24 protein-coding genes are annotated in these 25,758 nt (G+C 68.5%); 11 read left to right on the top strand and 13 right to left on the bottom strand.

Translation table 11 applies throughout. From position 1 onward, the window contains the following. Positions 1-8: 8 nt before the first annotated feature. Positions 9-854 carry a 16S rRNA (uracil(1498)-N(3))-methyltransferase gene (locus tag ACOQOP_RS19705; protein ID WP_420563520.1) on the bottom strand — a complete coding sequence of 282 codons (846 nt, stop codon included), beginning with the start codon at positions 852-854 and terminating at the stop codon, positions 9-11. 244 nt (positions 855-1,098) lie between these two features. Next, on the bottom strand, positions 1,099-1,485 hold the full coding sequence (locus ACOQOP_RS19700) for a nuclear transport factor 2 family protein (RefSeq protein ID WP_420563519.1): 387 nt from the start codon (positions 1,483-1,485) through the stop codon (positions 1,099-1,101). Between the two features lie 186 nt (positions 1,486-1,671). Here ACOQOP_RS19700 and ACOQOP_RS19695 point away from each other — a divergent pair, with 186 nt between their 5' ends. Next, on the top strand, positions 1,672-2,001 hold the full coding sequence (locus ACOQOP_RS19695; protein ID WP_420563518.1) for a DUF2312 domain-containing protein: 330 nt from the start codon (positions 1,672-1,674) through the stop codon (positions 1,999-2,001). 149 nt (positions 2,002-2,150) lie between these two features. Here the strand turns inward: ACOQOP_RS19695 and ACOQOP_RS19690 are convergent, their stop codons facing one another. Continuing rightward, positions 2,151-5,654, bottom strand: a complete 3,504-nt coding sequence (locus ACOQOP_RS19690; RefSeq protein ID WP_420563517.1) for an indolepyruvate ferredoxin oxidoreductase family protein — start codon at positions 5,652-5,654, stop codon at positions 2,151-2,153. A gap of 189 nt (positions 5,655-5,843) precedes the next feature. Beyond that, entirely contained in the window at positions 5,844-6,365 is a 522-nt protein-coding gene (locus tag ACOQOP_RS19685; protein WP_420563516.1) for a PAS domain-containing protein, read from the bottom strand. Positions 6,366-6,622: 257 nt separating this feature from the next. Here ACOQOP_RS19685 and ACOQOP_RS19680 point away from each other — a divergent pair, with 257 nt between their 5' ends. Continuing rightward, positions 6,623-7,624 carry an NAD-dependent epimerase/dehydratase family protein gene (locus tag ACOQOP_RS19680; RefSeq protein ID WP_420563515.1) on the top strand — a complete coding sequence of 334 codons (1,002 nt, stop codon included), beginning with the start codon at positions 6,623-6,625 and terminating at the stop codon, positions 7,622-7,624. A gap of 24 nt (positions 7,625-7,648) precedes the next feature. Here ACOQOP_RS19680 and ACOQOP_RS19675 read toward each other — a convergent pair whose 3' ends face one another. Further along, positions 7,649-8,170, bottom strand: a complete 522-nt coding sequence (locus ACOQOP_RS19675; RefSeq protein WP_420563514.1) for an SH3 domain-containing protein — start codon at positions 8,168-8,170, stop codon at positions 7,649-7,651. 233 nt (positions 8,171-8,403) lie between these two features. Between ACOQOP_RS19675 and ACOQOP_RS19670 the strand changes: the two genes are divergently transcribed. After that, positions 8,404-9,390: a 2-hydroxyacid dehydrogenase gene (locus ACOQOP_RS19670; protein WP_420563513.1), complete on the top strand. Its 987-nt coding sequence runs from the start codon at positions 8,404-8,406 to the stop codon at positions 9,388-9,390. 65 nt (positions 9,391-9,455) lie between these two features. Next, complete coding sequence (locus tag ACOQOP_RS19665) at positions 9,456-10,013, top strand: PAS domain-containing protein (protein ID WP_420563512.1); 558 nt, start codon at positions 9,456-9,458, stop codon at positions 10,011-10,013. A 42-nt stretch (positions 10,014-10,055) separates the two neighbouring features. Here ACOQOP_RS19665 and ACOQOP_RS19660 read toward each other — a convergent pair whose 3' ends face one another. Next, positions 10,056-10,223: a hypothetical protein gene (locus ACOQOP_RS19660; RefSeq protein WP_420563511.1), complete on the bottom strand. Its 168-nt coding sequence runs from the start codon at positions 10,221-10,223 to the stop codon at positions 10,056-10,058. Positions 10,224-10,350: 127 nt separating this feature from the next. Between ACOQOP_RS19660 and ACOQOP_RS19655 the strand changes: the two genes are divergently transcribed. Continuing rightward, positions 10,351-12,138, top strand: coding sequence for an SLC13 family permease (locus ACOQOP_RS19655; RefSeq protein ID WP_420563510.1), 1,788 nt, complete (start codon positions 10,351-10,353; stop codon positions 12,136-12,138). Positions 12,139-12,169: 31 nt separating this feature from the next. After that, the gene (locus ACOQOP_RS19650; protein ID WP_420563509.1) at positions 12,170-13,072 is read left to right on the top strand and encodes a DMT family transporter; all 903 of its coding nucleotides are present in this window, start codon (positions 12,170-12,172) and stop codon (positions 13,070-13,072) included. Positions 13,073-13,381: 309 nt separating this feature from the next. On the opposite strand, the gene ACOQOP_RS19645 is transcribed toward ACOQOP_RS19650, so the two are convergent. Together ACOQOP_RS19645 and ACOQOP_RS19640 are read right to left on the bottom strand one after the other, a co-directional pair. Continuing rightward, positions 13,382-14,305, bottom strand: coding sequence for a dihydrodipicolinate synthase family protein (locus ACOQOP_RS19645; RefSeq protein WP_420563508.1), 924 nt, complete (start codon positions 14,303-14,305; stop codon positions 13,382-13,384). A gap of 106 nt (positions 14,306-14,411) precedes the next feature. After that, complete coding sequence (locus tag ACOQOP_RS19640) at positions 14,412-14,999, bottom strand: SCO family protein (protein ID WP_420563507.1); 588 nt, start codon at positions 14,997-14,999, stop codon at positions 14,412-14,414. A gap of 132 nt (positions 15,000-15,131) precedes the next feature. On the opposite strand from ACOQOP_RS19640, the gene ACOQOP_RS19635 reads away from it, so the two are divergent. Then, positions 15,132-15,893: a precorrin-6A/cobalt-precorrin-6A reductase gene (locus tag ACOQOP_RS19635; protein WP_420563506.1), complete on the top strand. Its 762-nt coding sequence runs from the start codon at positions 15,132-15,134 to the stop codon at positions 15,891-15,893. On the opposite strand, the gene ACOQOP_RS19630 is transcribed toward ACOQOP_RS19635, so the two are convergent. Next, the gene (locus ACOQOP_RS19630) at positions 15,868-16,482 is read right to left on the bottom strand and encodes a histidine phosphatase family protein (RefSeq protein ID WP_420563505.1); all 615 of its coding nucleotides are present in this window, start codon (positions 16,480-16,482) and stop codon (positions 15,868-15,870) included. The genes ACOQOP_RS19635 and ACOQOP_RS19630 overlap by 26 nt on opposite strands. A 9-nt stretch (positions 16,483-16,491) precedes the next feature. Beyond that, complete coding sequence (gene cobS / locus ACOQOP_RS19625) at positions 16,492-17,289, bottom strand: adenosylcobinamide-GDP ribazoletransferase (RefSeq protein WP_420563504.1); 798 nt, start codon at positions 17,287-17,289, stop codon at positions 16,492-16,494. Positions 17,290-17,387: 98 nt separating this feature from the next. Here cobS and cobT point away from each other — a divergent pair, with 98 nt between their 5' ends. Next, entirely contained in the window at positions 17,388-18,431 is a 1,044-nt protein-coding gene (cobT, locus tag ACOQOP_RS19620; RefSeq protein WP_420563503.1) for a nicotinate-nucleotide--dimethylbenzimidazole phosphoribosyltransferase, read from the top strand. 207 nt (positions 18,432-18,638) lie between these two features. On the opposite strand, the gene ACOQOP_RS19615 is transcribed toward cobT, so the two are convergent. Together ACOQOP_RS19615 and ACOQOP_RS19610 are read right to left on the bottom strand one after the other, a co-directional pair. Next, positions 18,639-19,472 carry an ABC transporter permease gene (locus ACOQOP_RS19615; RefSeq protein WP_420563502.1) on the bottom strand — a complete coding sequence of 278 codons (834 nt, stop codon included), beginning with the start codon at positions 19,470-19,472 and terminating at the stop codon, positions 18,639-18,641. Beyond that, the gene (locus ACOQOP_RS19610; RefSeq protein ID WP_420563501.1) at positions 19,469-20,227 is read right to left on the bottom strand and encodes an ABC transporter ATP-binding protein; all 759 of its coding nucleotides are present in this window, start codon (positions 20,225-20,227) and stop codon (positions 19,469-19,471) included. The genes ACOQOP_RS19615 and ACOQOP_RS19610 overlap by 4 nt, the downstream gene beginning before the upstream one ends. A gap of 145 nt (positions 20,228-20,372) precedes the next feature. Between ACOQOP_RS19610 and ACOQOP_RS19605 the strand changes: the two genes are divergently transcribed. The 3 genes from ACOQOP_RS19605 (at position 20,373) to ACOQOP_RS19595 (ending at position 24,339) form a co-directional block, all read left to right on the top strand. Continuing rightward, positions 20,373-21,686, top strand: coding sequence for an ActS/PrrB/RegB family redox-sensitive histidine kinase (locus ACOQOP_RS19605; protein ID WP_420563500.1), 1,314 nt, complete (start codon positions 20,373-20,375; stop codon positions 21,684-21,686). A gap of 164 nt (positions 21,687-21,850) precedes the next feature. Next, positions 21,851-23,551 (top strand): methyl-accepting chemotaxis protein, encoded by a 1,701-nt coding sequence (locus tag ACOQOP_RS19600; protein ID WP_420563499.1) that lies wholly within the window; start codon positions 21,851-21,853, stop codon positions 23,549-23,551. 215 nt (positions 23,552-23,766) lie between these two features. Next, complete coding sequence (locus ACOQOP_RS19595) at positions 23,767-24,339, top strand: ActR/PrrA/RegA family redox response regulator transcription factor (RefSeq protein ID WP_420563498.1); 573 nt, start codon at positions 23,767-23,769, stop codon at positions 24,337-24,339. Positions 24,340-24,511: 172 nt separating this feature from the next. On the opposite strand, the gene ACOQOP_RS19590 is transcribed toward ACOQOP_RS19595, so the two are convergent. Then, positions 24,512-25,753, bottom strand: a complete 1,242-nt coding sequence (locus ACOQOP_RS19590) for a hypothetical protein (protein ID WP_420563497.1) — start codon at positions 25,751-25,753, stop codon at positions 24,512-24,514. Positions 25,754-25,758: the final 5 nt, after the last annotated feature.

Genomic DNA, 25,758 nt, shown 5'->3' with positions numbered 1-25,758 from the left:
CTCCGGTCTCAGTCGTGGCGAGCGGTCCAATCGCCCACGAGCGCCTGCCAGATGGCAAGCACCGCGAGCGCGGCCGTGTCGGCGCGCAGGAGACGCTCTCCCAGGCTGACACGCGTAACAAACGGCAGCTTCCGAAGCCGGTCAAGTTCCGCTTCGGCAAAGCCCCCTTCCGGTCCGATCAGGAATCCGGCTCTTGTCATCGGACGATCTTGATGCATGGACAGCGCTTCCGCGATCGGCGGGCCGCCGGTCTCGTCGGCCAGAATCAGGGCGCGATCGGCCGGCCAGGCGTCGATCAGGGCGTCCAGTTTTGCCGGGTCGCGGACCTCGGGCACGGTCAGCCGGTCGCTCTGCTCGGCCGCCTCGACGGCATTGGCGCGCAGCCGCTCGGTGTTCACCCGGTCGACCATGGTGTGTCGGGTCATCACCGGCCAGAGCAGGGAGGCGCCGAGCTCCGTCGCCTTCTGGGCGGTGAAATCGATCCGCGCTCGCTTGATCGGCGCGAAGGCGAGCCAGACATCCGGCTCGGCGCGCTGCGGGCGGGTCTGTTCCAGGACGGCGAGGTCGGCGGATTTCTTGGCGACGGCGGCGATCTCGCTGCGCCATTCGCCGTCCCGCCCATTGAACAGCGCCACCCCCTCGCCGGGGCCGAGGCGCAGGACGTTCTTCAGGTAATGGGCCTGGTCCTGGCCGAGCACCAGCGTCCCGCCCGGGGCGAGCGGGGCGTCGACATAGAGGCGCGTTTCGATCCCATCCTTCATGGGCGCGGTGTAGCCGGGGTGCGGGGGCGGGGCAAGCGGGGTGTCGGTGCGGGCAGCGACCACTTCTCCCCCCTTTGTCTCATTCATCGTCATCCCGGTGACCTCCGGGCCCGACCCGGAGGTCGGCCGGGACCCAGTGGGTGCGTCGGAGTCTTGGTCCTGACGTGCGTCAGGACGACGGATTTTTTTTTGACCTTACCCCCGTCATCCTGACGCACGTCAGGATCAAGCCACTCCCGTCGGAACAACAGGGTCCCGGCCTGCCCCCGGATCAATCCCGGATTGAATCCGGGACGGGGCGCATCCGGGATGACGGAATGTTTGGGATAGGGCGGCGCTAAATCCGCTCCACCCAGTCCGACCGATCGTAGGGCGGCGTACCCGCATCGGCGAAGTACTCCTCCGCACTCAGGATCTTCCCGCCCATCACCCGGTAGAAGCCGACGGCGTAGACGTCCTCCGACCCGTTGGAGATGTGGATGCGGGCGACCGCGCCCTCGGCGGTGGCGTCCACCGTCTTCACGGTGATCTTCCAGTCGCCGGGATAGGTCCGGTTGAGGCCGACATAGTTGGCCGGCGACGCGATCCGCTCTCCCGTCTGCGGCCAGATCGCCTGGAACCCGCCGTCGAGCAGACGGGCCACCGAGTCCCAGTCACGGTGGTTCATGCGCTCCCACAGGGCGCGGACCGGATCGGTCGGATCGGAGATCATGGTTGCCAGCATGACGGCCTCCCGTTGCCTGTAGCCTCGATGCCAAGGGATCAGATGTTCTATTTTTGTTCCTTCACTGTCAAGCTTGATTGCGCGGCGGGCTGCGCGTAGGGTCCGCCACCGTTTTCCCTGCCTGCGGACGCGCCCGAACCCGCGCACCCGGCCGCTCGAAACCGACCGCCCGAAGGAGAGCCTGTGATGTCGGACGACTACGATACCGATACCGATACCGCCCCGACGCCCGCCGGCACGCCGGGGATCGCGTCGAGCAGCGAGAAGGACTCGCCCTATATCGGCGGCATCAACGCGGGCCAGCTCGAATCCTTCATCCAGCGCATCGAGAACCTGGAGGAGGAGAAGGCGAACCTGGCGGCCGACATCCGCGAGATCTTCGCCGAGGCCAAGGCCCAGGGCTACGACGTGAAGATCATGCGCCAGATCCTCAAGCTCCGGAAAATGGAGGAGGACGACCGCGACGAGCAGGAGACCCTGCTCGAGGTCTACAAGCGCGCGCTCGGGATGGCGTGAGTGAGGCTTCCCCACACATCAGCCGTCCAAGAACGTCGTCCTGAACTTGTTTCAGGACCAAGCCGCTGGCGGATCCCGCATGCAAGCTGCACCGTCCGAGCGTTGATCCTGAAACAAGTTCAGGATGACGGTCGGGGGTTAAGAGCCCCCTACTCCGCCGCCTTCCGTGCCGCGTCCGGATTGCGGAGCTGCTCCTCCAGCGCCTTCACCTTGGCCTCGGCCCGCTCCACATGGGCCTCCTTCACGTGCCCGTAGCCGCGGATCTGCTCCGGCACCAGGGCCAGGTCGACCGCCACCGGGTGGGTCTGGGCTGACAGCCCCTCGGCCAGGCGCTCCATGCGGGCGATGTACTCGTCGCGCAGGCGGCGCTCCATCTTCCGCTCCTCGGTGCGGCCGAAGATGTCGAACGCCCCTCCGCGCAGGCCCTTGAACTTCGCCAGCATTCCGAACGCGCTCAGCATCCACGGCCCGTAGACCGATTTCTGCAGCTTGCCGGTCTCCGGGTCGCGCTTGGCGAAGAGCGGCGGGGCGAGGTTGAACTCCAGCTTGAAGTCGCCCTCGAACGTGTCGTGGAGCTGCTTGCGGAAGGTGCCGTCGGTGTAGAGCCGGGCGACCTCGTACTCGTCCTTGATCGCCATCAACTTGAAGGCGTAGCGGGCGACCGCTTTAGCAAAGGCGTCGCTGCCCGGCACCGCCTTCTTCTCGGCGGCCTCGACCTTGTCGATCAGCGCCCTGTATCGGCCGGCATAGGCCGCGTCCTGGTACTCGGTCAGGATGTTGACGCGGCGCTCCACCATCTCCGCCAGGGTCTCCGGGGCAGCCCGCTTCGGGGCTTCAGCCTTCGGCGCGATGATCCGCTCCACCGCCTCGCGGTCATGGGCGGCGCGCCGGCCCCACAGGAAGGCCTGCTTGTTGAACTCGACCGCCACGGCGTTCAGCTCGATCGCCCGCTCGATCGCGGCGGCCGAGAGCGGCACCAGCCCCTGCTGATAGGCATAGCCCAGCATGAACAGGTTGGAGGCGATGCTGTCGCCCAGCAGCTTGGTGGCGATGCGGTTGGCGTCCACGAACTCGGCGGAGTTGTCGCCGGCCATCTCGCGGATCTGGTTCTTCATGGCCTCGGCCGGGAAGTGCAGGTCCGGGTTCTGGGTGAAGGCGCCGGTCATGGTCTCCTGGGTGTTGACCACCGCCCGGGTGCGCTCCCGGCTCATGGCCTTCAGCCCGTCCTTGGACACCGCCGTGGCGATGTCGCAGGCCAGCATCAGGTCTGCCGAGCCGGTGGCGACGCGCGGAGCGTGCACCGCGTCCGGGGAGCTGGCGACCTTCACGTGGCTGATGACGGCGCCGCCCTTCTGGGCCAGGCCGGTCATGTCGAGGATGCTGGTGCCCTTGCCCTCCAGATGGGCGGCCATGCCGATCAGCGCGCCGATGGTCACCACGCCGGTGCCGCCGATTCCGGTGACCAGGATGCCGTAGGGCTCGTCCAGTCCCGGCAGGGTCGGTTCCGGCAGCGCCTCGAAGACCGGCGGCGGCGTGTCCGACTTGCCGGCCTGGCCCGTGCTCTTGCGGACCTTGCCGCCGATCACGTTGACGAAGCTCGGGCAGAAGCCCTTCACGCAGGAGTAGTCCTTGTTGCAGGTCGACTGGTCGATCTTGCGCTTGCGGCCGAACTCGGTCTCCACCGGCTGGATCGACACGCAGTTCGACTGCACGCCGCAATCGCCGCAGCCCTCGCAGACCTGCTCGTTGATGAAGATCCGCTTGTTCGGGTCCTCCATCAGGCCGCGCTTGCGCCGCCGCCGCTTCTCCGCGGCACAGGTCTGGTCGTAGATGATCACGGTCACACCCGGCGTCTCGCGCAACTCGCGCTGGATGCTGTCCAGCTCGTCGCGGTGATGCACCTTGGTGCCCTCTGGCCAGATGCTGTCCGACGGGTACTTGTCCGGGTCGTCGGTGACCACGTCGATCCGGGCCACGCCCTCGGCCGCGACCATGCGGGCGATCATCCAGGGGGTGAGCTGGCTGTCCGACGGCTGGCCGCCGGTCATGGCGACGGCGTCGTTGAACAGGATCTTGTAGGTCATGGTCGCCTTGGCGGCGACCGCCTGGCGGATGGCGAGCGAACCCGAGTGGTTGAAGGTGCCGTCGCCCAGATTGGCGAAGATATGCGGCGTCTCGGTGAAGGGCGCCATGCCGACCCAGGGCACGCCCTCCCCACCCATCTGGGTGAAGGTTTCGGTGCTGCGCGGCATCCAGGAGGCCAGGAAGTGGCAGCCGATGCCGGCCATGGCGCGCGAGCCCTCGGGCACCTTGGTCGAGGTGTTGTGCGGGCAGCCGGAGCAGAAATACGGGGTGCGGGCGAAATCCGAGGGCTTGGCCTGCTCCGACTTCATGCGCTGCTCGACCAGGGCGCGGCGCGCCTTGATGCGGTCGAGATCGGCGATCTCCAGCACCCGGTCGGCGATGGCGAGCGCGATCTCGTTGGCGAACAGCTCGCCGTTCACCCGGAACAGCGGCTTGCCCTCGACCGTCTTCTTGCCCTCGACCTTCGGCTGGCGGGCATGGGGCTGGTCGTACAGGATCTCCTTGAGCTGCCACTCGATCAGCGAGCGCTTCTCCTCAATTACCAGCACCTTCTCGGCCCCGGCGGTGGCGGCGACCGCGCCGCTCGGCTCCAGCGGCCAGGACATGCCGACCTTGTAGAGCCGCAGGCCGATGTCGCGGGCCATCTCGGCGTCGATGCCGAGATCGTCCAGCGCCTGGCGTACGTCGAGATAGGACTTGCCGGTGGTGACGATGACGAGCCGCGGCTTGTCGGTATCCCAGACCACCGTGTCGAAGGCATTCGCCCGGGTGAAGGCGCGGACCGCCGGCAGCTTGACGTCCTGCAGCCGCTGCTCCTGGCTGGTCCAGTCATCCGGCCAGCGGATGTTCAGCCCGCCCGGTGGCATGTCGAACTCGGGGATGGTGATGTTGACCGAGTCCGGATCGGCATCGACCGAGGCGGTGCTGTCCATGATCTCGGCGGTGGTCTTGAAGCCGATCCAGCAGCCGCTGAACCGGCTGAGCGCGATGCCGAGCAGGCCGAAATCGAGGGTGTCCTGCACACCGGCCGGGTTCAGCACCGGCACGCTTGCGTCGACGAAGGCGTATTCGCTCTGATGCGGGACGGTGGAGGACTTGGCGGTGTGATCGTCGCCGGCGAACAGCAGCACGCCGCCCAGCTTGGAGGAGCCGGCGAAGTTGCCGTGCTTGAACACGTCGCCGGAGCGGTCGACGCCCGGGCCCTTTCCGTACCACAGGCCGACCACGCCGTCGGCGGTCGCGCCCTGAAACAGGCCCGGCTGCTGCGAGCCCCACACGGACGTCGCCGCCAATTCCTCGTTCACGCCCGGCTGGAAGTGAATGCGGTGTTCCTTGAGCAGCTTGCCGGCGCGCCAGAGCTGCTGGTCGTAGGTGCCGAGCGGCGAGCCGCGATAGCCGGAGATATAGGTCGCCGTGTCATGCCCGGCCGCCTTGTCGATCCGCCGCTGGATCATCGGCAGACGCACCAGCGCTTGCACGCCGGTCAGGAAGATGCGTCCCCGGTCGAGCGTGTACTTGTCGTCGAGTGTCACCGCGGCGAGCGACTGCGCCGTACTGGACCGATCCATGCCATGGCCTCCCGGCTCGTCTGGTTAGGTCCCCCTGATCTGGGATGCGAGCCTCTGCCTCAAAGGTAAAGGGTACTGACCTAACCCACAACCGGCCGTCGGTCGCACCCGGCTTTGATGTGTCGATTACGACAGACGCGCCCCGTCCTGGCAATGCGTCCCGAGGGGTCGGTGTACCCGTTCAATAACTTAGATGGAGTCGACACCGACAAAGGCAACGAAGTCGAGCTCGAAGCGGGGGTTGCCGCTGCGCTCCCGGTCGTCGGTGAGCTCCTCCTGATCGACCGTGCCGATCAGGTAGCGGGCCGCGCCGTCGTCGTCCCGCAGCGGCAGCAGCAGCCGGCGCGCCGAATAGATCACCTCGTCGTCCCGAAAGACCCGCCCGCTGGTGAACATTATCTTGCGATCGATGAGAACCCGGTTGCAGCGGCTGGCCACCAGGGCGGTGGTCTCTTCGTCGAAGACCTCATGCAGGTGCCGGCCGCGCATCGCCATGTTGAAGTTGCGGCGCACGCCTTCGCCGATCAGCCGGTAGAAGTAGGAGTGGGATTCGTCTCGTTCCAGGATCCACACGAAGGGCAGCAAGCCCGCCTCGGCCAGCACGATCGGGTCAAGGGCGGCGCGCGCCGCGATCGGGTGATCCCCGTCCCGCGCGACCTTCCAAATGTCGAGGAGCGCCGCACAACGCGGCGCACCGTCGATCTTCTCCAACACGATATGCAGCGGCCCGGCCCATTCGTCCGTCCCGTCAGAAATCGGCACTGTGTCCCCCATACCCAATTAATCAACGGGTACCAAATTAGTACCGAAAATTCGAGACAATATTGATATATTCCCACAAGGGTTGGGGGTATTCATGCATCGAGACGCAGGTCTGGTACGACGCAGCCTCGACGCGGGGCGGCCGAAAGGTTAAGCAGGCGTCGCAGTCGGAACGAGGCCGCCAGCCACGGGGAGAGCCCAAGCAGATGACCGTGCTCGTCACCGGTGCCGCCGGTTTCATCGGCATGCATACCGTGCGCGCCCTGCTCGACCGGGGCGAGCAGGTGATCGGTATCGACAACCTCAACGCCTATTACGACCCGGCCCTGAAGCGGGCGCGGCTCGCCGAACTGGAGGGGCGCAACGGTTTCCGGTTCGAGCGGATCGATTTCTCCGACCGCGACTCGATGGCCGCCTTCGACGCCCGCCATCCGGAGATCGACCGCATCGTCCATCTCGGCGCCCAGGCCGGCGTGCGCTACTCCCTGCAGGAGCCGTTCGACTATGCCAGCGCCAACCTGATCGGCCACCTGGTCATGCTGGAGATGGCACGGGGCCGGATGGCGGCGACGGCCGGCCGGCCGGCCCTGACCCATTTCGTCTACGCCTCCTCCTCCAGCGTCTACGGCGCCAACCGGGACATCCCGTTCTCGGTGGCGGACCGGGTCGACCGGCCGGTGTCGTTCTACGGCGCCACCAAGAAGGCCAACGAGGTGATGACCTACAGCTACGCGAGCCTGTACGGCATCCCGTCGACCGGCCTGCGATTCTTCACGGTCTACGGCCCCTGGGGCCGGCCCGACATGTCGCCCTGGCTGTTCACCGAGCGCATCCTGCGCGGCGAGCCGATCCAGGTGTTCAACCACGGCCAGATGCGGCGCGACTTCACCTATATCGACGACATCGTCGCCGGCGTCCTCGCCGCCCTCGACCACCCGCCGTCCGCCAGCGAGGGGTCGCCGCCGAACGCGGTCTACAACCTCGGCAACCACGAGCCGGTCGGCCTGCTCGACTACATTGCGGTGATCGAGGCCGCCTGCGGGCGCCGTGCCCAGCTCGACCTGAAGCCGATGCAGCCGGGCGACGTGGTGGAGACCTATGCCGATATCGAGGCCAGCACCCGCGACCTCGGCTACCGCCCCGGCACCTCCATCGAAGACGGCATTCCGCGCTTCGTGGCGTGGTTCAAGCGCTACCACGGCATGTGACCGCGCCCCGCCCGTGCTGAAGGGCTATTCCTCGATCGACTCGTCCGCCCGCACGCCCCAGACATCGCCGCGGCGCAGCCAGCCGTCGATGCCGGCGACCTCCACCTCGCACCAGTCGCCCCGGCAGGCTTCCAGCCAGGCGATCACCCCCGGCTCCAGCCGCGCCATCGGCGGCGAACTCTCTGCCGGTTCCCGGCGCAGCAGGCGGACGGCGGTGACCACGATCACCGTGCGCCGGCCAGACAGCATGGACTGATGGACCCAGCCCTCGGTCCCCTCGAAGTCGCGGATCTTGCGCCAGGTGTCGAACTCGGCGACCACCTCCACCGGCAGGTTCGGGCGCTGGAACACCCAGTCGATCGGATAGCGCACCCCGGGACCGGTGCGGACATTCACCTCGCGCGCCCGCAGGGTGACGAAGCGCGGGATCGGCAGTCCGGTCTCGGTGCCGACGGAGGTCATGGCCGCCCGGCTCGCGGCGGATTGCGCTCCCGCCGCGACCGGAGCGCACAGGAGGGCGACGAGGAGCAGGACGAAGGCGCGCATTGGGGCTCCGGATGTCGCGGTGAAGTGTGGGTCTCGAGGGTGTTATACCGCTATCCATGGCGCTCGTTAAGGCCGCGCACTACAATATACGTCATCGTCGCCCGCGGCCGGGGGACCGCCGGTCGGCGACTTCATTGCCGCAGGTGACACGGCGCCGCGACCCTGCTAACCCACGGCCCAGCACGGGCCGGGCTCGCGCCCGTCGCCGCCGGATCGATCGCCGGGAGGAGAGGATGCCGCAGTCGAAGAAGCGCGTTGTCGTCACGCGAAAGCTTCCCGATCCGGTGGAGACCCGGATGATGGAGCTGTTCTCCACCGTCCTCAACCTGTCGGACGAACCGATGAGCCGCGAGCAGCTCGCCGCGGCCATGCGCGACTGCGACGTGCTGGTGCCGACTGTGACCGACCGGATCGACGGCAGCCTGATCGAACAGGCCGGCGAGCGGCTGAAGCTGATCGCCTCCTTCGGGACCGGCGTCGACCATATCGACCTGCGCGCGGCCAAGGCCCGGGGCATCACGGTCACCAACACGCCGGGGGTCCTGACCGAGGACACCGCCGACATGGTCATGGCCCTGATCCTGGCCGTGCCGCGCCGGGTGGTGGAGGGCAACGCCCTGATCACCTCGGGCAAGTGGACCGGCTGGGCGCCGACCCGGATGCTCGGCCACCGGATCCACGGCAAGCGGCTCGGCATCGTCGGCATGGGCCGGATCGGCCAGGCCGTCGCCCGCCGCGCCCGCGGCTTCGGCCTGTCGGTGCACTACCACAACCGAAAACCGGTGCATGCCGATATCGAGAACGAATTGGAAGCGACCTACTGGGACAATCTCGACCAGATGGTCGGGCGCATGGACATCCTGTCGCTGAACTGCCCGCACACCCCGGCGACCTATCACCTGATGAACCGCCGGCGGCTCGCCCTGATGCAGCCCCACGCCTATGTGGTCAACACCGCCCGCGGCGAGGTGGTCGACCAGGAGGCGCTGGTCGAGGCGCTGCGCGAGCGGCGGATCGCCGGCGCCGGGCTGGACGTCTACGAACACGAGCCGGAGGTCGCCGGCGGCCTGCTCGCCCTCGACAACGTCGTGCTGCTGCCCCACATGGGCAGTGCGACCATCGAGGGCCGCCAGGACATGGGCGACAAGGTCATCATCAACGTGAAGACCTTCGTCGATGGCCATACGCCGCCCGACCGGGTCATCGAGACGATGTTCTGAGGTCGGATCCGGCGTGACAGGCCCTCTGCACCCGCTGCCCACCGAAAGCCTGCCGGACGCCCACCATGCCCCCTGAACCGAACCCGACCGTCGGGATCACGGTCCCGCTGGAGTCCCTGATCGGCAGCGACGCGCCGGCCTCGATGCACGACTTCGTGCGCTACTGGACGGAGAAGCGCGGCGATGGGTGGCTGCCGGCCTATCGGGATATCGATCCGGTGGACATCCCCTGGGCGCTGTCGCGGATCTATGTCGTCGCGGTCCTTCCGGACGGGGATTTCGTCTACCGGCTCGCCGGCGAGGACATCGCCGAGCGCTACGACCGGTCGCTGAAGGGCACGCGGATCAGCGACCTGTTCACCGACCGCAGCGCGGAGCTGATCCTGGGCCGCTGGCAGCGCGTGGCGACCGGCCCCTGGGCCTATTACTCCTACACCCAGCACACCTCGATCCGGGGCCCGGTCCTGACCGCCCGACGGGTGCTGCTGCCCCTGGGCGCCGACGGGCGGACCGCAGATCACCTGATCGGGTTCACGGTGTTCGACGAGCATGACCACGCCCGCGATCAGTTCGCCAACGGGTTGATCACCAAGGACGTGCGCTGGTCGGACCTGCGGCGGTGATGGGGTGTGCGGGAGGACGGGAACGGGAAGGCCGGTGGCGCGTTACTGGCCCGCGGGAGCCTCGGCGTCGATGATCTCGCGCACCACCTCGATCAGGCTGGCGAAATAGGGCTCGCGGATCGTTCCCACGGGCGTCAGTTCGGCCGCCTCGCCCGGAAGCAGGTAGCCGGTATCGCCCAGATCGGACTGAGGACGCGCATCCAGAGGCATGATCGATACTCCCCAACTTTCCCCGGATAAGCTAAACACAGCCGTGTAAAGAAAGGATTAATGCCTCCAGGGAACGTCCGAGGAGACATTGAGCCCCCGCAACACGGCCCTACCGCCGGACGCTTCGATGACCATCGAACAGATTTCCACCCTGTCGCTTCTCGCCGTTGTGGTCGCCCTGTTCATCTGGGGGCGTTGGCGGGTCGATGCCGTGGCCATGCTCGCCCTGATGGCGGCGGTCTTCATCGGCATCGTCGCGCCGGAGGATGCCTTCAAGGGCTTCGGCCATCCGGCGGTGATCACCGTCGCGGCGGTGCTGGCCCTGTCCTCGGCGATGGCCCGCTCCGGCGTGGTCGACCTGATCGCCGCCTGGGTCGAGCGCTTCGCCTCGACCCGCCTGACCCAGATGGCGGCCCTGTCGACCCTGGGCGGGGCGATGTCCGGCTTCATGAACAACGTGGGCGCGCTCGCCCTGCTGATGCCCGTCGCCCTGTCCATGGCGAAGCGCACCGGCTACTCGGCCTCGCTGATCCTGATGCCGCTGTCCTTCGCCACCATCCTGGGCGGCCTGGTGACCCTGATCGGCACGCCGCCCAACGTGCTGATCGCCCAGTATCACCAGCGGATCACCGGGCACGGGTTCGAGCTGTTCGACTTCGCCTGGACCGGCCTGCCCATGGCGGTGGTCGGCATCCTGTTCCTCACCCTGGTCGGCTGGCGGCTGATCCCGTCCTCCAGCCAGGGTAAGTCGGACGGCGACTCGCCATTCGACATCGACAGCTACCTGACCGAGCTGGTGGTCCCGAAGGAGGCGAAGATCGTCGGCAAGACCATCGACGAGATCGCCGAGGAGATGGAGACCCCGCCCCAGTTCGACGGCATCGTGCGCGGCCGCAACCGGGTGATCCGGCGCCTGCACCTGGCCAAGCTGGAGGTCGGCGACGTGGTCCTGGTCCATGGCGACACCGAGGCGATCGAGGAACTGGTCTCCAAGGGCTTCAAGATGGTCGCCGCCAAGGACCTGAAGGCCGAGGACGGGGAGAGCCCGATCGACCGGGACGCGCTGGCGGTGGTGGAGGCCGTGGTGACGCCGCGCTCCTGGCTGGAGGGACGCACCCCGGCGCTGGTCACCCTGCGGGCGCGCTACGGCATCAACCTGCTGGCCATCGCCCGCTCCGGCGCGCCGATCCGCACCCGCCTGCGCGACGCCCAGTTCCAGGCCGGCGACGTGCTGCTGCTGCAGGGTGCGCGCGACCAGATCAACGACACCGTCCGGGCGCTGGGCTGCCTGCCGCTGGCCTACCGCAATCTTTCGCTCGAGCCGCGCCGGGCGCTGGTGCCGATCCTGCTCTTCGCCGCGGCGATCGTCGCGACGGTGACCAACGTGATCCCCGCCGCCGTCGCCCTGACCGCCGCCGTGGTCGCCCTGGTCTTCCTGAAGGGCCTCACCATGCGCGAGGTCTACGAGGCGATCGACTGGCAGGTCATCGTGCTGCTCGCCGCCATGATTCCGGTCGGCGGCGCCCTGGAGACGACCGGGGCCGCCAACGTGCTGGCCGGCGCCATCGCCGCGGTCGCCTGGAGCGCCGATCCGCACCTGATCCTCGCGGTGGTGCTGATCCTGACCATGACCCTGTCCGACATCATGAACAACGCCGCCACCGCGGTGGTGATGGCGCCGGTCTCGGTCGGCCTGGCCGAGGCGATCGGCGTGAACCCGGATCCGATGCTGATGGCCGTGGCCGTCGGCGCCTCCAGCGCCTTCCTGACCCCGATCGGCCACCAGAACAACCTGCTGGTCATGGGCCCGGGCGGCTACAAGTTCGGCGACTACTGGCGCATGGGTCTGCCGCTGGAGATCATCCTGGTGGCGCTGGGCGTGTGGCTGATCCCCTGGGTCTGGCCGTTCACATGACCCCGCCGGTCACGGCCTGGTTGGGGCAGGCATGATCGCCGGCAGGCACCTGCCCCTGGTCCTGATGCTGATCCTGGGCAACCTGTGGGGCCTGTCCTTCTCCCTGTCGAAGACGGCGGTGCTCGGCGGCATCCATCCGCTGGCCTATGTCTGGATGCAGACCACCGGCGCGACCCTGTTTCTGTTCGTGATCTGCCGGCGCGCCGGGATCAAGGTGCCGACGACCCGCCGCCATCTGCTGCTCTACGGCGCTACCGGCTTGGTGGGAACGGTGCTGCCGAGCCTGACCATCGTGACGACGGCCCTGCACGTGCCGGCCGGGATCATCTCCACCCTGGTGACCACCGTGCCGATGATGACCTTCACCCTGGCGGTGACGACCGGGCTGCAGCGGTTCGAACCGATGGCGCTGGCCGGGCTGACCCTGGGGCTGATCGGCGTGCTGTTCCTGGTGGTGCCGGACGCGAGCCTGCCCAGCGCCGACATGACCGGCTGGGTGCTGTTCGGCATGCTGACGCCGGTGCTCTACGCCACCAACGGGATCCTCGCCGCCCGGCTGCGCCCGGCCGGGACCTCGTCCCTGGCGGCCGCACTGGGCATGATGGCGAGCGCCTCGGTGGCGAGCCTGCCGGTGATGCTGGCGACGGGCACCTTCCACCCGCTCTTCGCCGAGGGGCTGGCGGCGCACGACCTGGCGATGACCGGTCAGATCGTCATCACCTGCGTGGCCTACATCATGTATTTCGAGATCAACGAACGCTCCGGCCCGGTCTATCTGAGCCAGGTCAGCTATGTGGTGAACGTGACGGGGCTGTTCTGGGGCTTCGTGATCTTCGGCGAGGTGCCGTCGCCCTGGCTCTGGGCGACGGTCGCGCTGGTGTTCGCCGGGGTGTACCTGGTCAACCGCACGACGCGGGTGAAGGCCCCCTCGTAAACCTCTCCTCGTCTTCCCGGCCTCGCGCCGGGACCGAGAGCGGGAGCGTGCCGGAGCGTCCGGGCATGATCGCCAAACGCTCCAGCAGGTGTTTACCCTGGGCCCCGGCGCGAGGCCGGGGAGACGGGAACAGGGGGAGACGGGAACAGGTTGATTTCCTCCCCACCCCAACCGTCTTCCCGGCGTTGAGCCGGGACCGAGAGAGGGAGCGTGTTGGAGCGTCCCGGCAAAATCGCCGAACGCTCCAGCACGTTGTTGTTCTAGGCCCCGGCTCAAGGCCGGGGAGACGCGGGTATGGGGAAGAGGCCCTTACGCCGCCTTGAGCGCCGGGAGCTGCCAGTTCACCTTGGCCATGTCGGCGGCCAACGCGTCGGCCTTCTCCTTCGGCAGCGGCAGGAACGGGGCCCGCACGTTGCGCCAGGACGCCTTGCCGCTCTCGCGGGCCAGCAGTTCCTTCAGGCCGGCCGCGGCCGGGTAGTTCTGCAGCGCCAGGCGCTGGGCGGTGAGCTGCTCCTGCAGGCCCTCGGCATCCGGCGCGCCGGCCTTCCAGGCGGCGTAGACGGCGCCGCAGAGCGACGAGGTGCAGTTGCCGGTGGCGGTGATCGTACCGACGCCGCCGACCTTCAGGGTGTCGAGCAGGTAGCGCTCGGTGCCGGCGAAGACGTCGAAGCCGTCGAAATTCTCGGCCATCGCCTTCATGTTGGCGAAGTCGCCGGAGCTGTCCTTGATGCCGCAGAACACGCCCGGGAATTCCTTCAGGAAGCGGCCGATCAGGTCATGGCTGAACGGCACCGCCGACATCTGCGGGAAGTGGTACAGGTAGACCTTCATCCGGTCGTCGCCCACCGCCTCGAGCACCCGGGCGAAATGCGCGTAGAGGCCGTCGTCGCTCGGGTTCTTGTAGTAGAACGGCGGCAGCATCAGCGCGGACTCGATGCCGATCGACAGCGTCTTCTTGGTCAGTTCCACCGTGTCCGGCAGGGCGCAGCAGCCGGTGCCGATCATCATCCGGTCCATCGGCAGGCCGGACTCGCCCAGCACGTCGAGGAAATCCAGGCGCTCCTTCAGGGACAGGGAGTTCGCCTCGCCCGTGGTGCCGAACAGCAGGACGCCGTCGCAGCCGTTGTCGAGCAGCCACTTGCTGTGATCCAGGGTGCCCTGGACATCGATCGACAGATCGTCGTTGAACGCGGTCAGGCCTGCGGCCATCACGCCTTTGATGCGCTCGCTCATCGGTTTCCTCCGGGCGGTATGTTGAGCGCCGACCATATTGCGCCGCCCTGCCGCAATCAAGCGCCCGCGCGCCGCCACACTGGTTCAACGCTGAACATATTCCGGTTCAGCCCTGGATATGCTGGCGCAGGGTCTCCGCCATCTTCTGCGGGTCGGTTCCGTGGCTGAAATGGGTCACGTAGTTGCCGTCCGGATCGAGCAGATAGCTGATGGAGGAATGGTCCATCAGGTAGTCCGAGGCGCTGCTGTCCTCGGCCTTGGCGTAGTAGACCCGGAACTCGCGGGCGACCTTGGCGATCTGCTCCTCGGTGCCGGTCAGCATGGCGAAGCGCGGATGGAAGTACTCGTGATAGCCGGCGAGCTGTTCGACCGTGTCGCGTGCCGGGTCGATGGTGATGAAGATCGGCGTCACCTTCTCCGCCAGCGGGCCGAGCTCGTCCAGCGCCGTGGTGACCGTCGCCATGGTCGTGGGGCAGACGTCCGGGCAGTAGGTATAGCCGAAGAACACCACCTGCCAGGTGCCCTGGTAGGTCTCCTCGGTGACCTGCCTGCCGGTCTGATCGGTCAGGGTGAACGGGCCGCCGACCTGGACCTGTCCGTCCTTGGCCTGCCAGATGAAATATCCGGCGGTCACCGTGCCGACCAGGGTCGCGGTGAGCAGGGTGACGACGAACAGGAAGACGCGGGAGGACATGGGATCACCCTTCGGCGGGTCGCGGAGACGCTAGGCGCTCCGGTCATATGGGACCGGCGGCCCCGCGTCAAAGGTGGGGCGAGCCCTGCCGGCGCAATTGCCGCAGGCAGCGGCCGGCCTTAGGCTGTGTCCATGAGCGATCCGAACACAATGCGGATCTTCGTCGGCACCGCCGAGGGCAAGCGCCTGGCCGAGCGGCTGGCCGACCGTTTCTGCCCCGCCTCCCGGCTCCTGGTCACCCTGCATGACGGCATCCGCCCGCCGCGCGGCTGCACCGTCGACCGGCTCGGCGATACCGAGATCGGCGAGGCCGCGGCGGTCATCGACGCCCTCGACCCGTTCGACCGGAGCTCGGTGCGCGCCCTGCGCGACGCCGCCCGGCGCCGGGCGATCCCGCGCCTGACCTTCCGGCCGCGCGGCTGGGAGCGGCATCCGCTCGACCGCTGGGTGGAGGTGCGCGACCTGGACGGGGCCGTCGGCGCCGTCGCCTCGGTCGCCCGCACCGCCCTGCTCTGGCTGCCGCCGCGCGATGTCGCCGCCTTCGCCACCGTCGGCGGGCTGCGCTTCCCGACCCGGCTGGCCCGGCCGCCGGTGGGCTGGAACCTGCCGCCGCGCTTCGAGCCGATCCTGGCCCCGCCCCCCTACAGCCTCGCCGGCGACACCCTGCTGCTGCGCCGCACCGAGGCCCAGGCCGTGGTCATGCGGGCGACCGGCGCCGAGCGCGACGCGCCGCTGGTGCGCGCCGCCCGCGGCCTCGACCTGCCGATCGTGATGATCCGCCCGCCGCTCGAGCGCAGCGAGGTTCCGGCCCGCTCGATCGATGTCGCCGAAGATTGGGCGGATTCGATCCTGAACCCGCCGGACTACCTCAGAACCGCCAAGGAGTGGCGTTGACGAAGACCACCGCCGACTGGCCGTCGGGATAGAGATCGACCCGCGTCACCGACACGGTCTCCGCATGGAAGGACAGCGCCCGCTCCGGCGCCAGGGCCAGGGCATGGGCGAGCGCGGCCCGGATAGGCCCGCCATGCACCACGGCGACCACGTCGCGCCCGGGCAGCTTGCCGCTCCACTCGTCCAGCGCTTCGCTGACCCGGCCGACCACATCGACGAAACTCTCGCCGTTCGGCGCCCGCTCGTCCGCCGGGGCCAGCCAGAACCGGCGATAAGCCTCCGGATGACGCTCGCGGATCTGCTTGCGGTCGCCGCCCTGCCAGTCGCCGAAATGCTGTTCCATCAGCCGCGGCTCGTCGACCGGATCCGGCCCCTGCGCGCCCGCCGCCCGCAGGGCCGCCGCCGTCTTGCGGGTCCGGGCCAGCGGGCTCTGCAGCCAAAATGCGTCCTTTGGCAGCAGCCGGGCGACCGAGGAAAAGACCGTCTCATCGGTCACGTCGCAGTCCAGATCGACCTGGCCGTAGATCGCGTTGGTCGGATTGATGACGGGGGCGTGGCGGACCAGCCACCAGCGGGTCGGTGCGGACATGGGCTCTCCTCAGGCTGCGAGATAGGCGGCGATGGCGGCCAGGGCGGCGACCTCGGCCATCTGTTCGGCCGCCCCCAGCACGTCGCCGGTGACCCCGCCGATCTGCCGCCGGGCGAGCGCGCCGACCAGCACGGCGGCGCCGACCGCGGCCAGCACGGCGGCGAGGCCGATCCCGGCGGGCAGCACGAACAGGGCGACGGCGACGGCGATCGCGACGGCCCAGAGCGCGCCGCTGCGGCCGGGCTTGCCGGCGGTGCGGCCGAGCCCGTCGCCGGCGGCGAAGAGCAGCGCACGGGCGAGGCCGGGCACCACGCCACGGGCCACCGCATGGGCGGCGATCATCGCCAGCACGGCGGTATCCGCATCCAGGGCGGCGAGGCAGGCGGCCTTGAACCCGATCGCCAGGACCAGCGCCAGCACGCCATAGCTGCCGATCCGGCTGTCGCGCATGATCCGGAGCTTGGTCTCCGGATCGCGCCCGCCGCCGAACCCGTCGGCCAGATCGGCCAGCCCGTCCTCGTGCAGCGCCCCGCTGGCGAGCGCGGAGGCGGCCAGCGCGATCAGGGCCGCGGCCGTCGCCGGCAGGCCGACGGCATCGGCCACCGCGAAGGCGACACCGCCGATCAGGCCGACCACAAGGCCGACCACCGGAAAGGCCCAGGACGCCGCCATCAGCGGGCGCGGGTCGGTGATCGGCCGGGGCCAGGGCAGCCGCGTCAGAAACACGGTCGCCAGACCCAGCTCGTCGAACCAACGGGAGGTCGGCGCACCGGAGCCGGGCGTCTCGGGAGGGGGTGTCTCGGTCATGGCGATGGTCTCGCTTTGCGTCACATCGGTTGAGCGGGTATAGCCTTCGCCCGACACCACAACAACCGTGGGCCCGCCAAGGTCCCACACGAGGTCCCATGTCCAAGACCGGTTTCGACCCCGCCGACGCCTCGCTCGACGAGATCCGCGCCCTGTTCAAGGAGCTGCCGGGCCCCGACCTGGAGGCCGCGACCTCGGCCGCCGAGCGCGAGGCCCAGCTCACCAAGCCGCGCGGCGCGCTCGGCCGGCTGGAGGAGCTGGCCGGCTGGCTCGCCACCTGGCAGGGCCGCCACCCGCCGGAGATGCGCCATCCGCGCACGGCGGTCTTCGCCGCCAATCACGGGGTCGCCGCCCGGGGCGTGTCCGCCTTTCCGGCCGAGGTGACCGCCCAGATGGTGCAGAACTTCATCGCCGGCGGGGCCGCGGTGAACCAGCTCTGCCAGGCCTTCGACGCCGACCTGCGGGTCTACGAGATGGCGCTGGAGCAGCCGACCCAGGACTTCACCCAGGGCCCGGCCATGGACGAGGGCGCCTGTGCCCGGGCCATGGCCTACGGCATGATGGCGGTGGAGCCGAACCTGGACGCGCTGTGCCTGGGCGAGATGGGGATCGCCAACACCACCTCGGCCGCCGCGCTCGCCTGCGCCCTGTTCGGCGGCGAGGTGTCAGAGTGGGTCGGCCGCGGCACCGGCGTGACCGGCGACGCGCTGGCCCGCAAAACCGACGTGGTTGCCGAGGGCGTGGCCAAGCACGCCCATCTGACCGACCCGCTGGAGACGCTCGCCGCGCTGGGCGGGCTGGAACTGGCGGCGATCGCCGGGGCGGTGATGGCCGCCCGCCTCGCCCGCACGCCGGTGGTGCTCGACGGTTTCGCCTGCACGGTGGCGGCCGCCGTGCTGTGGAAGGTGGATCCCAAGGCGCTGGACCACTGCATCGTCGCCCACCGCTCGGTCGAGCCGGGCCACGCCAAACTGCTGCAGATCATCGACAAGGAGCCGCTGTTCGATTTCGGCATGCGCCTCGGCGAGGGCAGCGGCGCGACGCTGGCGATCGGCATCCTGAAGGCGGCGGCCGAATGCCATGCCGGCATGGCGACCTTCGCCTCAGCCGGGGTGTCCACGGCTGCGTCCAAGCCGCACTGACCTCACGCGTCATCCTGACGCAAGTCAGGACCATGCCGCGCTGTATCCGCCGCTCCCCGTCGTCCTGACGCACGTCAGGACCATGCCTCGCTGTATCCGCCGTCCGAATCATGGTCCTGACGTGCGTCAGGACGACGGGGAGAGGTGGAGAGGACCACGGCTTGGTCCTGACTTTCGTCAGGACGACGGTTGAGGCTGTATTCGCCCCTACTCCCCCGTCTGCAGCAGCTTGCCCTCCTCCCGCGCCTTGGCGAAGGCCCAGGCGAAGATCGCCGCACCCGCGCCCAGATACACCACGTCTAGCAGCAGCGCCCGGAAGAGCAGGTCCCAGCGGAACACGCCCTCGACCATCAGCGCCCGCATGCCCTCGAACACATGGGCCGACGGGGTCAGCCAGGCGAGCCAGCGCACAGCTTCCGGCAGGGTCTCCACCGGGTAGTAGACTGCACTGATCGGCGCGATGGCGAACATCGCCACCCAGGCCAGCGACTCCGCCCCCAGCCCGGCACGCAGCACGGCGGCGGTGATCGCCATGCCGATGCCCCAGCCCATCCCCATCAGCACCAGGAAGAAGGCCAGCAGCGGCAGGCCGAGATCGAAGATCGAGAACTGATACAGCAGGATCGCGATCACCGCCGCGAACACCCCTCCCAGCACGGTGCGGATCGCGCTCATGGTGATCAGCGCCACCACCAGTTCCCAGGGCCGCAGCGGGCTGACGAAGAGATGGCCGAGATTGCGCGACCACATCTCCTCCAGGAAGCAGATGGTGAAGCCGATCTGCCCCCGGAACAGCAGGTCCCAGAGCAGCACGCCGGCGATCAACACGCCGCCGGCCTGGGCCAGCCAGCTCGACTGGGTCATGAAGAACTGGGAAACCAGCCCCCACAGGATCATCTGCACCGTCGGCCAGTAGGCGAGCTCGGCCAGGCGCGGCCAGGAGCCGCGGATCAGGTACCAGTAGCGCCGCACCATGGCGGCGATCCGCCGGGCCGAGGCGGCCGGGCCGGTCACCCGGCGGGTGTCGGAGAACGCGGTCATGCCGGCACCTCTTCGGCCGCATTTTCGGCCCGTCGGTCGCGGGCGATGTCGAGGAACACGTCCTCCATGGTCCGCCGTCCGTATTTCGACAGCAGCGCGTCCGGACTGCCCTGGTCGACGATCCTGCCGGCGCGCAGCATCAGCACGCTGTCGCAGAGCCGCTCGACCTCGGCCATGTTGTGGGAGGCGAGCAGGATCGTGGCCCCGGTATCGGCCCGGTATTCCTCCAGATAGCGCCGCACCCAGTCGCCGGTATCCGGATCGAGCGAGGCGGTCGGCTCGTCCAGCAGCAGCAGGTCGGGACGGTTGACCAGCGCCTTGGCCAGCGCCACCCGGGTCTTCTGTCCCGCCGACAGCTTGCCCGCCGGCCGGTCCATCAGGTCGGCGATGTGTAGCCGGTCGGCCAGTTCCGCCACCCGGCCCTTTGCGTCGGCGACGCCGTAGAGCTCGGCATAGACGATCAGGTTCTGCGACACGGTCAGGCGGTGCGGCAGCTCCACATAGGGCGAGGAGAAGTTCATCCGGTGCAGCACGGCGTACCGCTCCTTCACCAGGTCGTGGCCGAGGGCCCACACCTCGCCCGAACTCGGCAGCAGCAGGCCGAGGAGCATGGAGATCGTCGTCGTCTTGCCCGCCCCGTTGCCGCCCAGCAGGGCGACCGTGGCACCGGCGGGCACGGCGAACGAGATGTCGTCAACGGCGCGCACGGCACCGAAGGACTTCGTCAGATTCCTGACTTCCAACGCAGGGGACATGAGGAGACCGGGTCGTGGCGGTAAGGCGGGAAGCAGGAACATAGGCGCTCGATGCCGGCCTGGAAAGTTCGGCGGCCGGCACCGCTGGAAAGTTTGGCGGCCGGCGCCGCTGGAAAGTTCGGGGCGCCCGCGCCATTCTGCGGCGATGACATTCGCCCATGACAGCCTCGATCCCGGCCGCCCGGTCACCACCCGCACGGTCAGCGTCCGCACCCTCGTCGTCATCCGCTGGGTGGCGCTGGCGGGGCAGGTCGCCGCCCTGGTCCTGGTCGCCTTCGGCCTCGGCTCGCCGGTGCCGCTGCCGCCGAGCCTGGGCGTGGTGGCCGTCTCCGCCCTGCTGAACCTGCGCCTGCAGATGCGCCGCGACGGCCGCGAGCGGCTGCGCGAGGGGGAGGCGGCCTTCTACCTCGCCTTCGACATCATGCAGCTCTCGGTGCTGCTCTACCTGACCGGCGGGCTGCAGAACCCCTTCGCCCTGATGCTGCTGGCACCGGTGACCGTGTCGGCGACGATCCTGGGCCGGAAATCGACGGTGAACCTGTGTCTGCTGGCGATGGTCTGCGCCTCGCTGCTGACGGTCAGCCATCTGCCGCTGCCCTGGGTCGAGACCGAGTTCGCCCTGCCCGAGCTCTATGTCACCGGCATCTGGTGCGCCCTGGTGATCGCCCTGGTGTTCAACGCCGCCTATGCCTGGTGGGTGGCGGAGGAGGCGCGCCAGCTCTCCACCGCGCTGGCCGCCACCCAGCAGGCGCTGGCCCGCGAGCAACGCCTGGCCGCCATGGGCGGGATCGCCGCCGCCGCCGCCCACGAGCTGGGCTCCCCGCTCGCCACCATCGCCGTGGTCGCCCGGGAGCTGGCCCGCGAGGTGCCGAAGGACAGCGACCTGGCGGAGGACGTCCAGCTCCTGCTGTCGGAGAGCCAGCGATGCCGCGAGATCCTGGCCAGCCTCGGCCGCGATCCGACCCCCGATTCCGCCCAGCCCTTCACCGTGATCCCGATCGACCTGCTGGTCGAGCAGGCCGCCGCCCCGCATCAGCGCGACGACGTGGCGGTGATCGTGGAGGTGCAGGAACGCGACGGCCTGCCCGAGGGTGCAGAACAGCGCGAGGTGCCGACGGTCACGCCGAGCCCCGAGCTGCTGCACGGCATCGGCGCCTTCATCCAGAACGCGGTGCAGTTCGCCAAGGCCACGGTGGAGGTGGCGATCCTGGTCGGGCCGCGATCGCTCACCATCACGATCGAGGACGACGGGCCGGGCTTCCCCCTCACCCTGCTGACCCGTCTGGGAGAGCCCTATGTCTCCGGCCGCGGCAACCGCGACGGCCATATGGGCCTGGGCGTGTTCATCGCCATCACCCTGCTCAGCCGCACCGGCGCCCAGGTCGAATTCGACAACCGGCGCGAGGGCGGCGCCCGGGTCACGATCCACTGGCCGGACGGGGTGGCCCGGATCGACTGACCTGGCCCTGAGAACGCCCGACTTTGTAGAAAAATCGCGCAAATCACTGCGCGTTTTTGAGTCTCGGGATATTCATCTTTTGTAAATCTATAGAACGGTATTTGGCCGTGCTGACTTGTATTCAGCGCCCTCAAATCGCTCTTTCTTGGAGTCACCTCCCCCAAATGAAGAACCTCTCCATCACGGCCAAGATAACCGGCCTGATCGCGTCCCTTGTGCTCGTCGCGGCTGTGATCAGCGGCGTCGGCATCTACGCGATCGATGAGCTTGCCGGCCAGACTCAGGACGTCAGCGTCGCCGGCGAAGAGGCGCTCCTCGCCGCCCGCGTCAACCGCAGTGTCACCGTGCTCAACCGGGCCGAGTTCCGGGTCGCAGCCGACCCGAGCCAGGCCATCATCGACGACGCCAAGACCACCATCGCCGAACAGCGCGCCGAGATCGACGCCCGTCTGGCCCAGCTCGACAAGACCGCGACCCCGGCCCAGGCCCAGATGCTGGACACGATCCGTGCCGCCTATGCCGCCTATATGGTCGAACTGGAGGAAACCCTCGCGATCGCGGTGAAGATCGCCGGCAATGTTCAGCTCAGCGCCTCCCAGCAGGAACTGGTCCAGTCGGCCCGCTCCTCGCGCCAGCAGGCCAGCAAGCTCGAGGACGTGGTCCGTAGCTATGCCGACAGCGCGAGCGACGCCGCCCACGGCACCGCGAAGACCGCGATCGAAACCGGAAACACCCTCAGCCTGACGATGATCGTCATCGCCGCCGTCGGCCTGCTCGCGGGCGCCGGTGCCGGTTTCCTTCTCGGCCGGTTCGGCATCGCACTGCCGCTGCGCAACGCGGTCGGCAGCCTGCGCCAGCTCGCCGGCGGCGACACCGCGACCCGGATCACCGGGGACGATCGTGGCGACGAGATCGGTGACATCGCCCGCGCCATGGACACCTTCAAGCAGGGCCTGATCGAGCAGCGCCGCTTGGAGGCCGAGGCGGCCGAGACCAAGCGGCTGGCCGAGGAGCGGCGCAAGTCCGACCTTCTCGCGCTGGCCAGCCAGGTCGAGGAGCGGATCGGTCAGATCACCCGGGAAGTCGGCAAGTCGGTGACCGACCTGCATGCCGCCGCGACCCAGATGTCGGCCGCGGTCGAGGAAACGTCGGCCCAGAGCACGGCGGTTGCAGCCGCCTCCGAGCAGGCCAGCAGCAATGTCCAGACGGTCGCCGCGGCGTCCGAGGAACTGTCCACGGCCATCGCGGACGTGACCCATCAGGTCGCCGACACCTCCCGCCGGGTCAACAAGGCGGCGTCCAACGCCTCAAGCGCCCAGTCGGAGATCGAAAAGCTGACCTCCGCCGTCTCCACGGTCAACGCGGTCATCGAGGACATCAACGGCGTCGCCGAGCAGACCAACCTGCTGGCCCTGAACGCCACGATCGAGGCGGCCAGAGCCGGCGAGATGGGCCGGGGCTTCGCGGTGGTCGCCGCCGAGGTCAAGAACCTCGCCCAGCAGACCACCAAGCTCACCGAGAGCGTGGCCGACCGCATCGAGACGGTCGTCTCCTCCGCCGCCCACGTGGTCGGCGTGCTCCGCAGCCTGATCGAGGAGATCTCGGAGATCGACGAAGCGGCGACGGCCGTGGCGGCATCGGTGGAGGAACAATCCGCCGCGACCCAGGAGATCAGCCGCAACGCGACCGAGGCGGCCGCCGGGACCAGCGAGGTGTCGTCGAACATCGCCGGCGTCCAGACGGCGGCGACCCAGACCAGCCAGGCGACCCTGATCGTCAGCGGTGCCGCGAACGGCCTGCAGTCGAACATGGTCGCGTTGGAAAAGGCCGTCGACCAGCTGGTCGGAGAGCTGCGGGCCGCCTAGAGCGCGATCGGTTCAGATCGACTCGACCTGAGCCCTACATCGCTCTCTTGGCTATTAAAGACAGCGCAAACGGGGCCTCGATGCATCGGTCCCGTTTGCGCCCCTGGCGGCCCCGGACCCTATTGCTAGCCATCGGCGCCGTCACATTATAGAAACGGGAGAACACCGGTCACTCATCCGGACCGGTGCCCGGAACGTAAACGGACATCATGACGATGGCTGATCAACCGGAACCGAAAGCGCTGACCGCGCCCAGCGGCGGGGATGTCACCCTGCTGATCGTCGACGACGACGCACCGCTGCGCAACCGCCTCGGACGGGCCATGGAACGGCGCGGCTTCGACGTCCGCCTGGCGGAATCGGTGGAGGAAGGGGTCGGCATCGCCCGGCGGGAACGCCCGGCCTATGCGATCCTCGACCTGCGCCTGTCCGACGGCAACGGCCTCGACATCGTCGCCGCCCTGCGCGACGCCCGGGCGGATGCGCGGATCATCATGCTGACAGGCTACGGCAACATCGCCAGCGCGGTCGCTGCGGTGAAGGCGGGGGTGCTCGACTACCTGCCGAAGCCGGCCGATGCCGACGCGATCACCGCCGCCCTGCTGGACCATGCGGACGCGCTGCCGCCGCCCCCGGAAAATCCGATGTCGGCCGACCGGGTGCGCTGGGAGCATATCCAGCGGGTCTACGAGCAGTGCGACCGCAACGTGTCGGAAACCGCCCGCCGCCTGAAGATGCACCGCCGCACCCTGCAGCGCATCCTGGCCAAGCACGCCCCGCGGGATTGATTCTTTCGCGCCTTAAATAAACTTCGCTCCCCGGCCTTGTGCCGGGGCCCACGGATCAGCGCGCCTAGCGACGGGACTAAATTTCAGGCGGCCGAGCAATCCCATTCGTAGGCCCCGGCACAAGGCCGGGGAGTTCACGATATGTATGCGGAGTAGTGCGGGAGAGATTCTCTCAGCTGACCCGGCTCTCCTGGGTGAGCAGTTTATCGACGTAGCGGCCCTGGTACATCGTGATGCCGAGCGACTGGCCGAAGCGGATCGCCTCGTCGCTGTCGCAGCGGGTCAGAATGATGCGGGCACGGCCGCAGCGGTCGATATGCTCCTTCAGCTCGCTGGTCCGATTGCCGGACAGATCGTCCGCCATGTCCGGCGACCAGATCAGCTTCAGCAGGTCGAGGCCCAGCCGCTCGCGGTCGATGAACTGCAGGGTCAGGTGGTTCAGCCCGTCCAGGCAGATCCGGTAGCCGCGCTCGCGCATGAAGTCGCGGGCGAACATGTAGGCGCCCATGTCGCCGAAGATATCGATCTTCTGCAGCTCGATGACCACGGTGCCGCGGGCGATCGCCTTCAGCGAGCTGTCGAAGTTCAGGAACGGTGGCGACAGGATGGTGCCGACATTCAGGTTGATGCTGAATGAGCTGGCGATCGAGGTGTCGTCGTTGCGCACCAGCATGGACAGCATGCGCGAGTCCAGCGTCTGGGTCAGGTGCTGGAACAGCCACAGGTTCGAGGCCAGGTCGAATTCCGGCAGCACCGACTGCTGCAGGTCGGCGATCGAGATGTAGAGCTCGCGGAACACCGGCTGCGGGTTCATGTTGCCCGGGGTGATGGCGCAGACCGGCTGGCGGCGCATCAGGTTGGACAGGTCGGCCCGGCGCAGGAAGTTCTCCAGCTTGCCGAGCTGCTCCGGATCCAGCGCCTTGCGCGAGCCCTTGACCCGCTGCTGGCCCTTCTCGCTGGCGACGGCCAGGCGCGCCTTGCGCTCCCGCTCCCGGTGCATGGACTTCACCAGGTCGAGCAGCTCGTCGTACTGGCTCTCCACGTTGTACCAGGTGCAGAACCGGGCCAGATCCTCTTCCTCGTCGCCCTGGCTCAGCGGGTCCTCGCTGAACAGGTAGCGCACCTTCATGATCGCGGCGTCGATATCCTCGATCGCCGCGTCCTTGCAGATGAAGAAGAGGTCCATGTTCGAGAGGATGAAGATCTGCCCCTCGTAGTTGTTGACCATCCCCTCGAAGGTGGCCGCCGCGATGCGGATATGGTGGTCCTGGCGGTTCTGCGGACGCAGCCGCGAAAGGTGGATGTGTACCGCCATCCGCCCATCGAGATTGCGCCCGAGGCGCTGCAGGTAGTCGAGCAGGAGATACTCCTGGCTCGGCCCTCGTGATCGGTTTTGCGTTTGGCTCAGCGCCATCGTCG

This window comes from Thalassobaculum sp. (genome assembly GCF_965223715.1).
GTDB lineage: Bacteria > Pseudomonadota > Alphaproteobacteria > Thalassobaculales > Thalassobaculaceae > Thalassobaculum.
Note: the sequence above shows the minus strand (reverse complement) of the source record. Positions and strands in the feature narration are given on the sequence as shown.

Bases quoted from the DNA above. Each gene is read 5' to 3' on its own strand.
- ACOQOP_RS19705 (WP_420563520.1), bottom strand. From the start codon at position 854: ATGACGATGAATGAGACAAAGGGGGGAGAAGTGGTCGCTGCCCGCACC.
- ACOQOP_RS19700 (WP_420563519.1), bottom strand. From the start codon at position 1,485: ATGCTGGCAACCATGATCTCCGATCCGACCGATCCGGTCCGCGCCCTG.
- ACOQOP_RS19695 (WP_420563518.1), top strand. From the start codon at position 1,672: ATGTCGGACGACTACGATACCGATACCGATACCGCCCCGACGCCCGCC.
- ACOQOP_RS19690 (WP_420563517.1), bottom strand. From the start codon at position 5,654: ATGGATCGGTCCAGTACGGCGCAGTCGCTCGCCGCGGTGACACTCGAC.
- ACOQOP_RS19680 (WP_420563515.1), top strand. From the start codon at position 6,623: ATGACCGTGCTCGTCACCGGTGCCGCCGGTTTCATCGGCATGCATACC.
- ACOQOP_RS19675 (WP_420563514.1), bottom strand. From the start codon at position 8,170: ATGCGCGCCTTCGTCCTGCTCCTCGTCGCCCTCCTGTGCGCTCCGGTC.
- ACOQOP_RS19670 (WP_420563513.1), top strand. From the start codon at position 8,404: ATGCCGCAGTCGAAGAAGCGCGTTGTCGTCACGCGAAAGCTTCCCGAT.
- ACOQOP_RS19665 (WP_420563512.1), top strand. From the start codon at position 9,456: ATGCCCCCTGAACCGAACCCGACCGTCGGGATCACGGTCCCGCTGGAG.
- ACOQOP_RS19660 (WP_420563511.1), bottom strand. From the start codon at position 10,223: ATGCCTCTGGATGCGCGTCCTCAGTCCGATCTGGGCGATACCGGCTAC.
- ACOQOP_RS19655 (WP_420563510.1), top strand. From the start codon at position 10,351: ATGACCATCGAACAGATTTCCACCCTGTCGCTTCTCGCCGTTGTGGTC.
- ACOQOP_RS19650 (WP_420563509.1), top strand. From the start codon at position 12,170: ATGATCGCCGGCAGGCACCTGCCCCTGGTCCTGATGCTGATCCTGGGC.
- ACOQOP_RS19645 (WP_420563508.1), bottom strand. From the start codon at position 14,305: ATGAGCGAGCGCATCAAAGGCGTGATGGCCGCAGGCCTGACCGCGTTC.
- ACOQOP_RS19640 (WP_420563507.1), bottom strand. From the start codon at position 14,999: ATGTCCTCCCGCGTCTTCCTGTTCGTCGTCACCCTGCTCACCGCGACC.
- ACOQOP_RS19635 (WP_420563506.1), top strand. From the start codon at position 15,132: ATGAGCGATCCGAACACAATGCGGATCTTCGTCGGCACCGCCGAGGGC.
- ACOQOP_RS19630 (WP_420563505.1), bottom strand. From the start codon at position 16,482: ATGTCCGCACCGACCCGCTGGTGGCTGGTCCGCCACGCCCCCGTCATC.
- cobS (WP_420563504.1), bottom strand. From the start codon at position 17,289: ATGACCGAGACACCCCCTCCCGAGACGCCCGGCTCCGGTGCGCCGACC.
- cobT (WP_420563503.1), top strand. From the start codon at position 17,388: ATGTCCAAGACCGGTTTCGACCCCGCCGACGCCTCGCTCGACGAGATC.
- ACOQOP_RS19615 (WP_420563502.1), bottom strand. From the start codon at position 19,472: ATGACCGCGTTCTCCGACACCCGCCGGGTGACCGGCCCGGCCGCCTCG.
- ACOQOP_RS19610 (WP_420563501.1), bottom strand. From the start codon at position 20,227: ATGTCCCCTGCGTTGGAAGTCAGGAATCTGACGAAGTCCTTCGGTGCC.
- ACOQOP_RS19605 (WP_420563500.1), top strand. From the start codon at position 20,373: ATGACATTCGCCCATGACAGCCTCGATCCCGGCCGCCCGGTCACCACC.
- ACOQOP_RS19600 (WP_420563499.1), top strand. From the start codon at position 21,851: ATGAAGAACCTCTCCATCACGGCCAAGATAACCGGCCTGATCGCGTCC.
- ACOQOP_RS19595 (WP_420563498.1), top strand. From the start codon at position 23,767: ATGGCTGATCAACCGGAACCGAAAGCGCTGACCGCGCCCAGCGGCGGG.
- ACOQOP_RS19590 (WP_420563497.1), bottom strand. From the start codon at position 25,753: ATGGCGCTGAGCCAAACGCAAAACCGATCACGAGGGCCGAGCCAGGAG.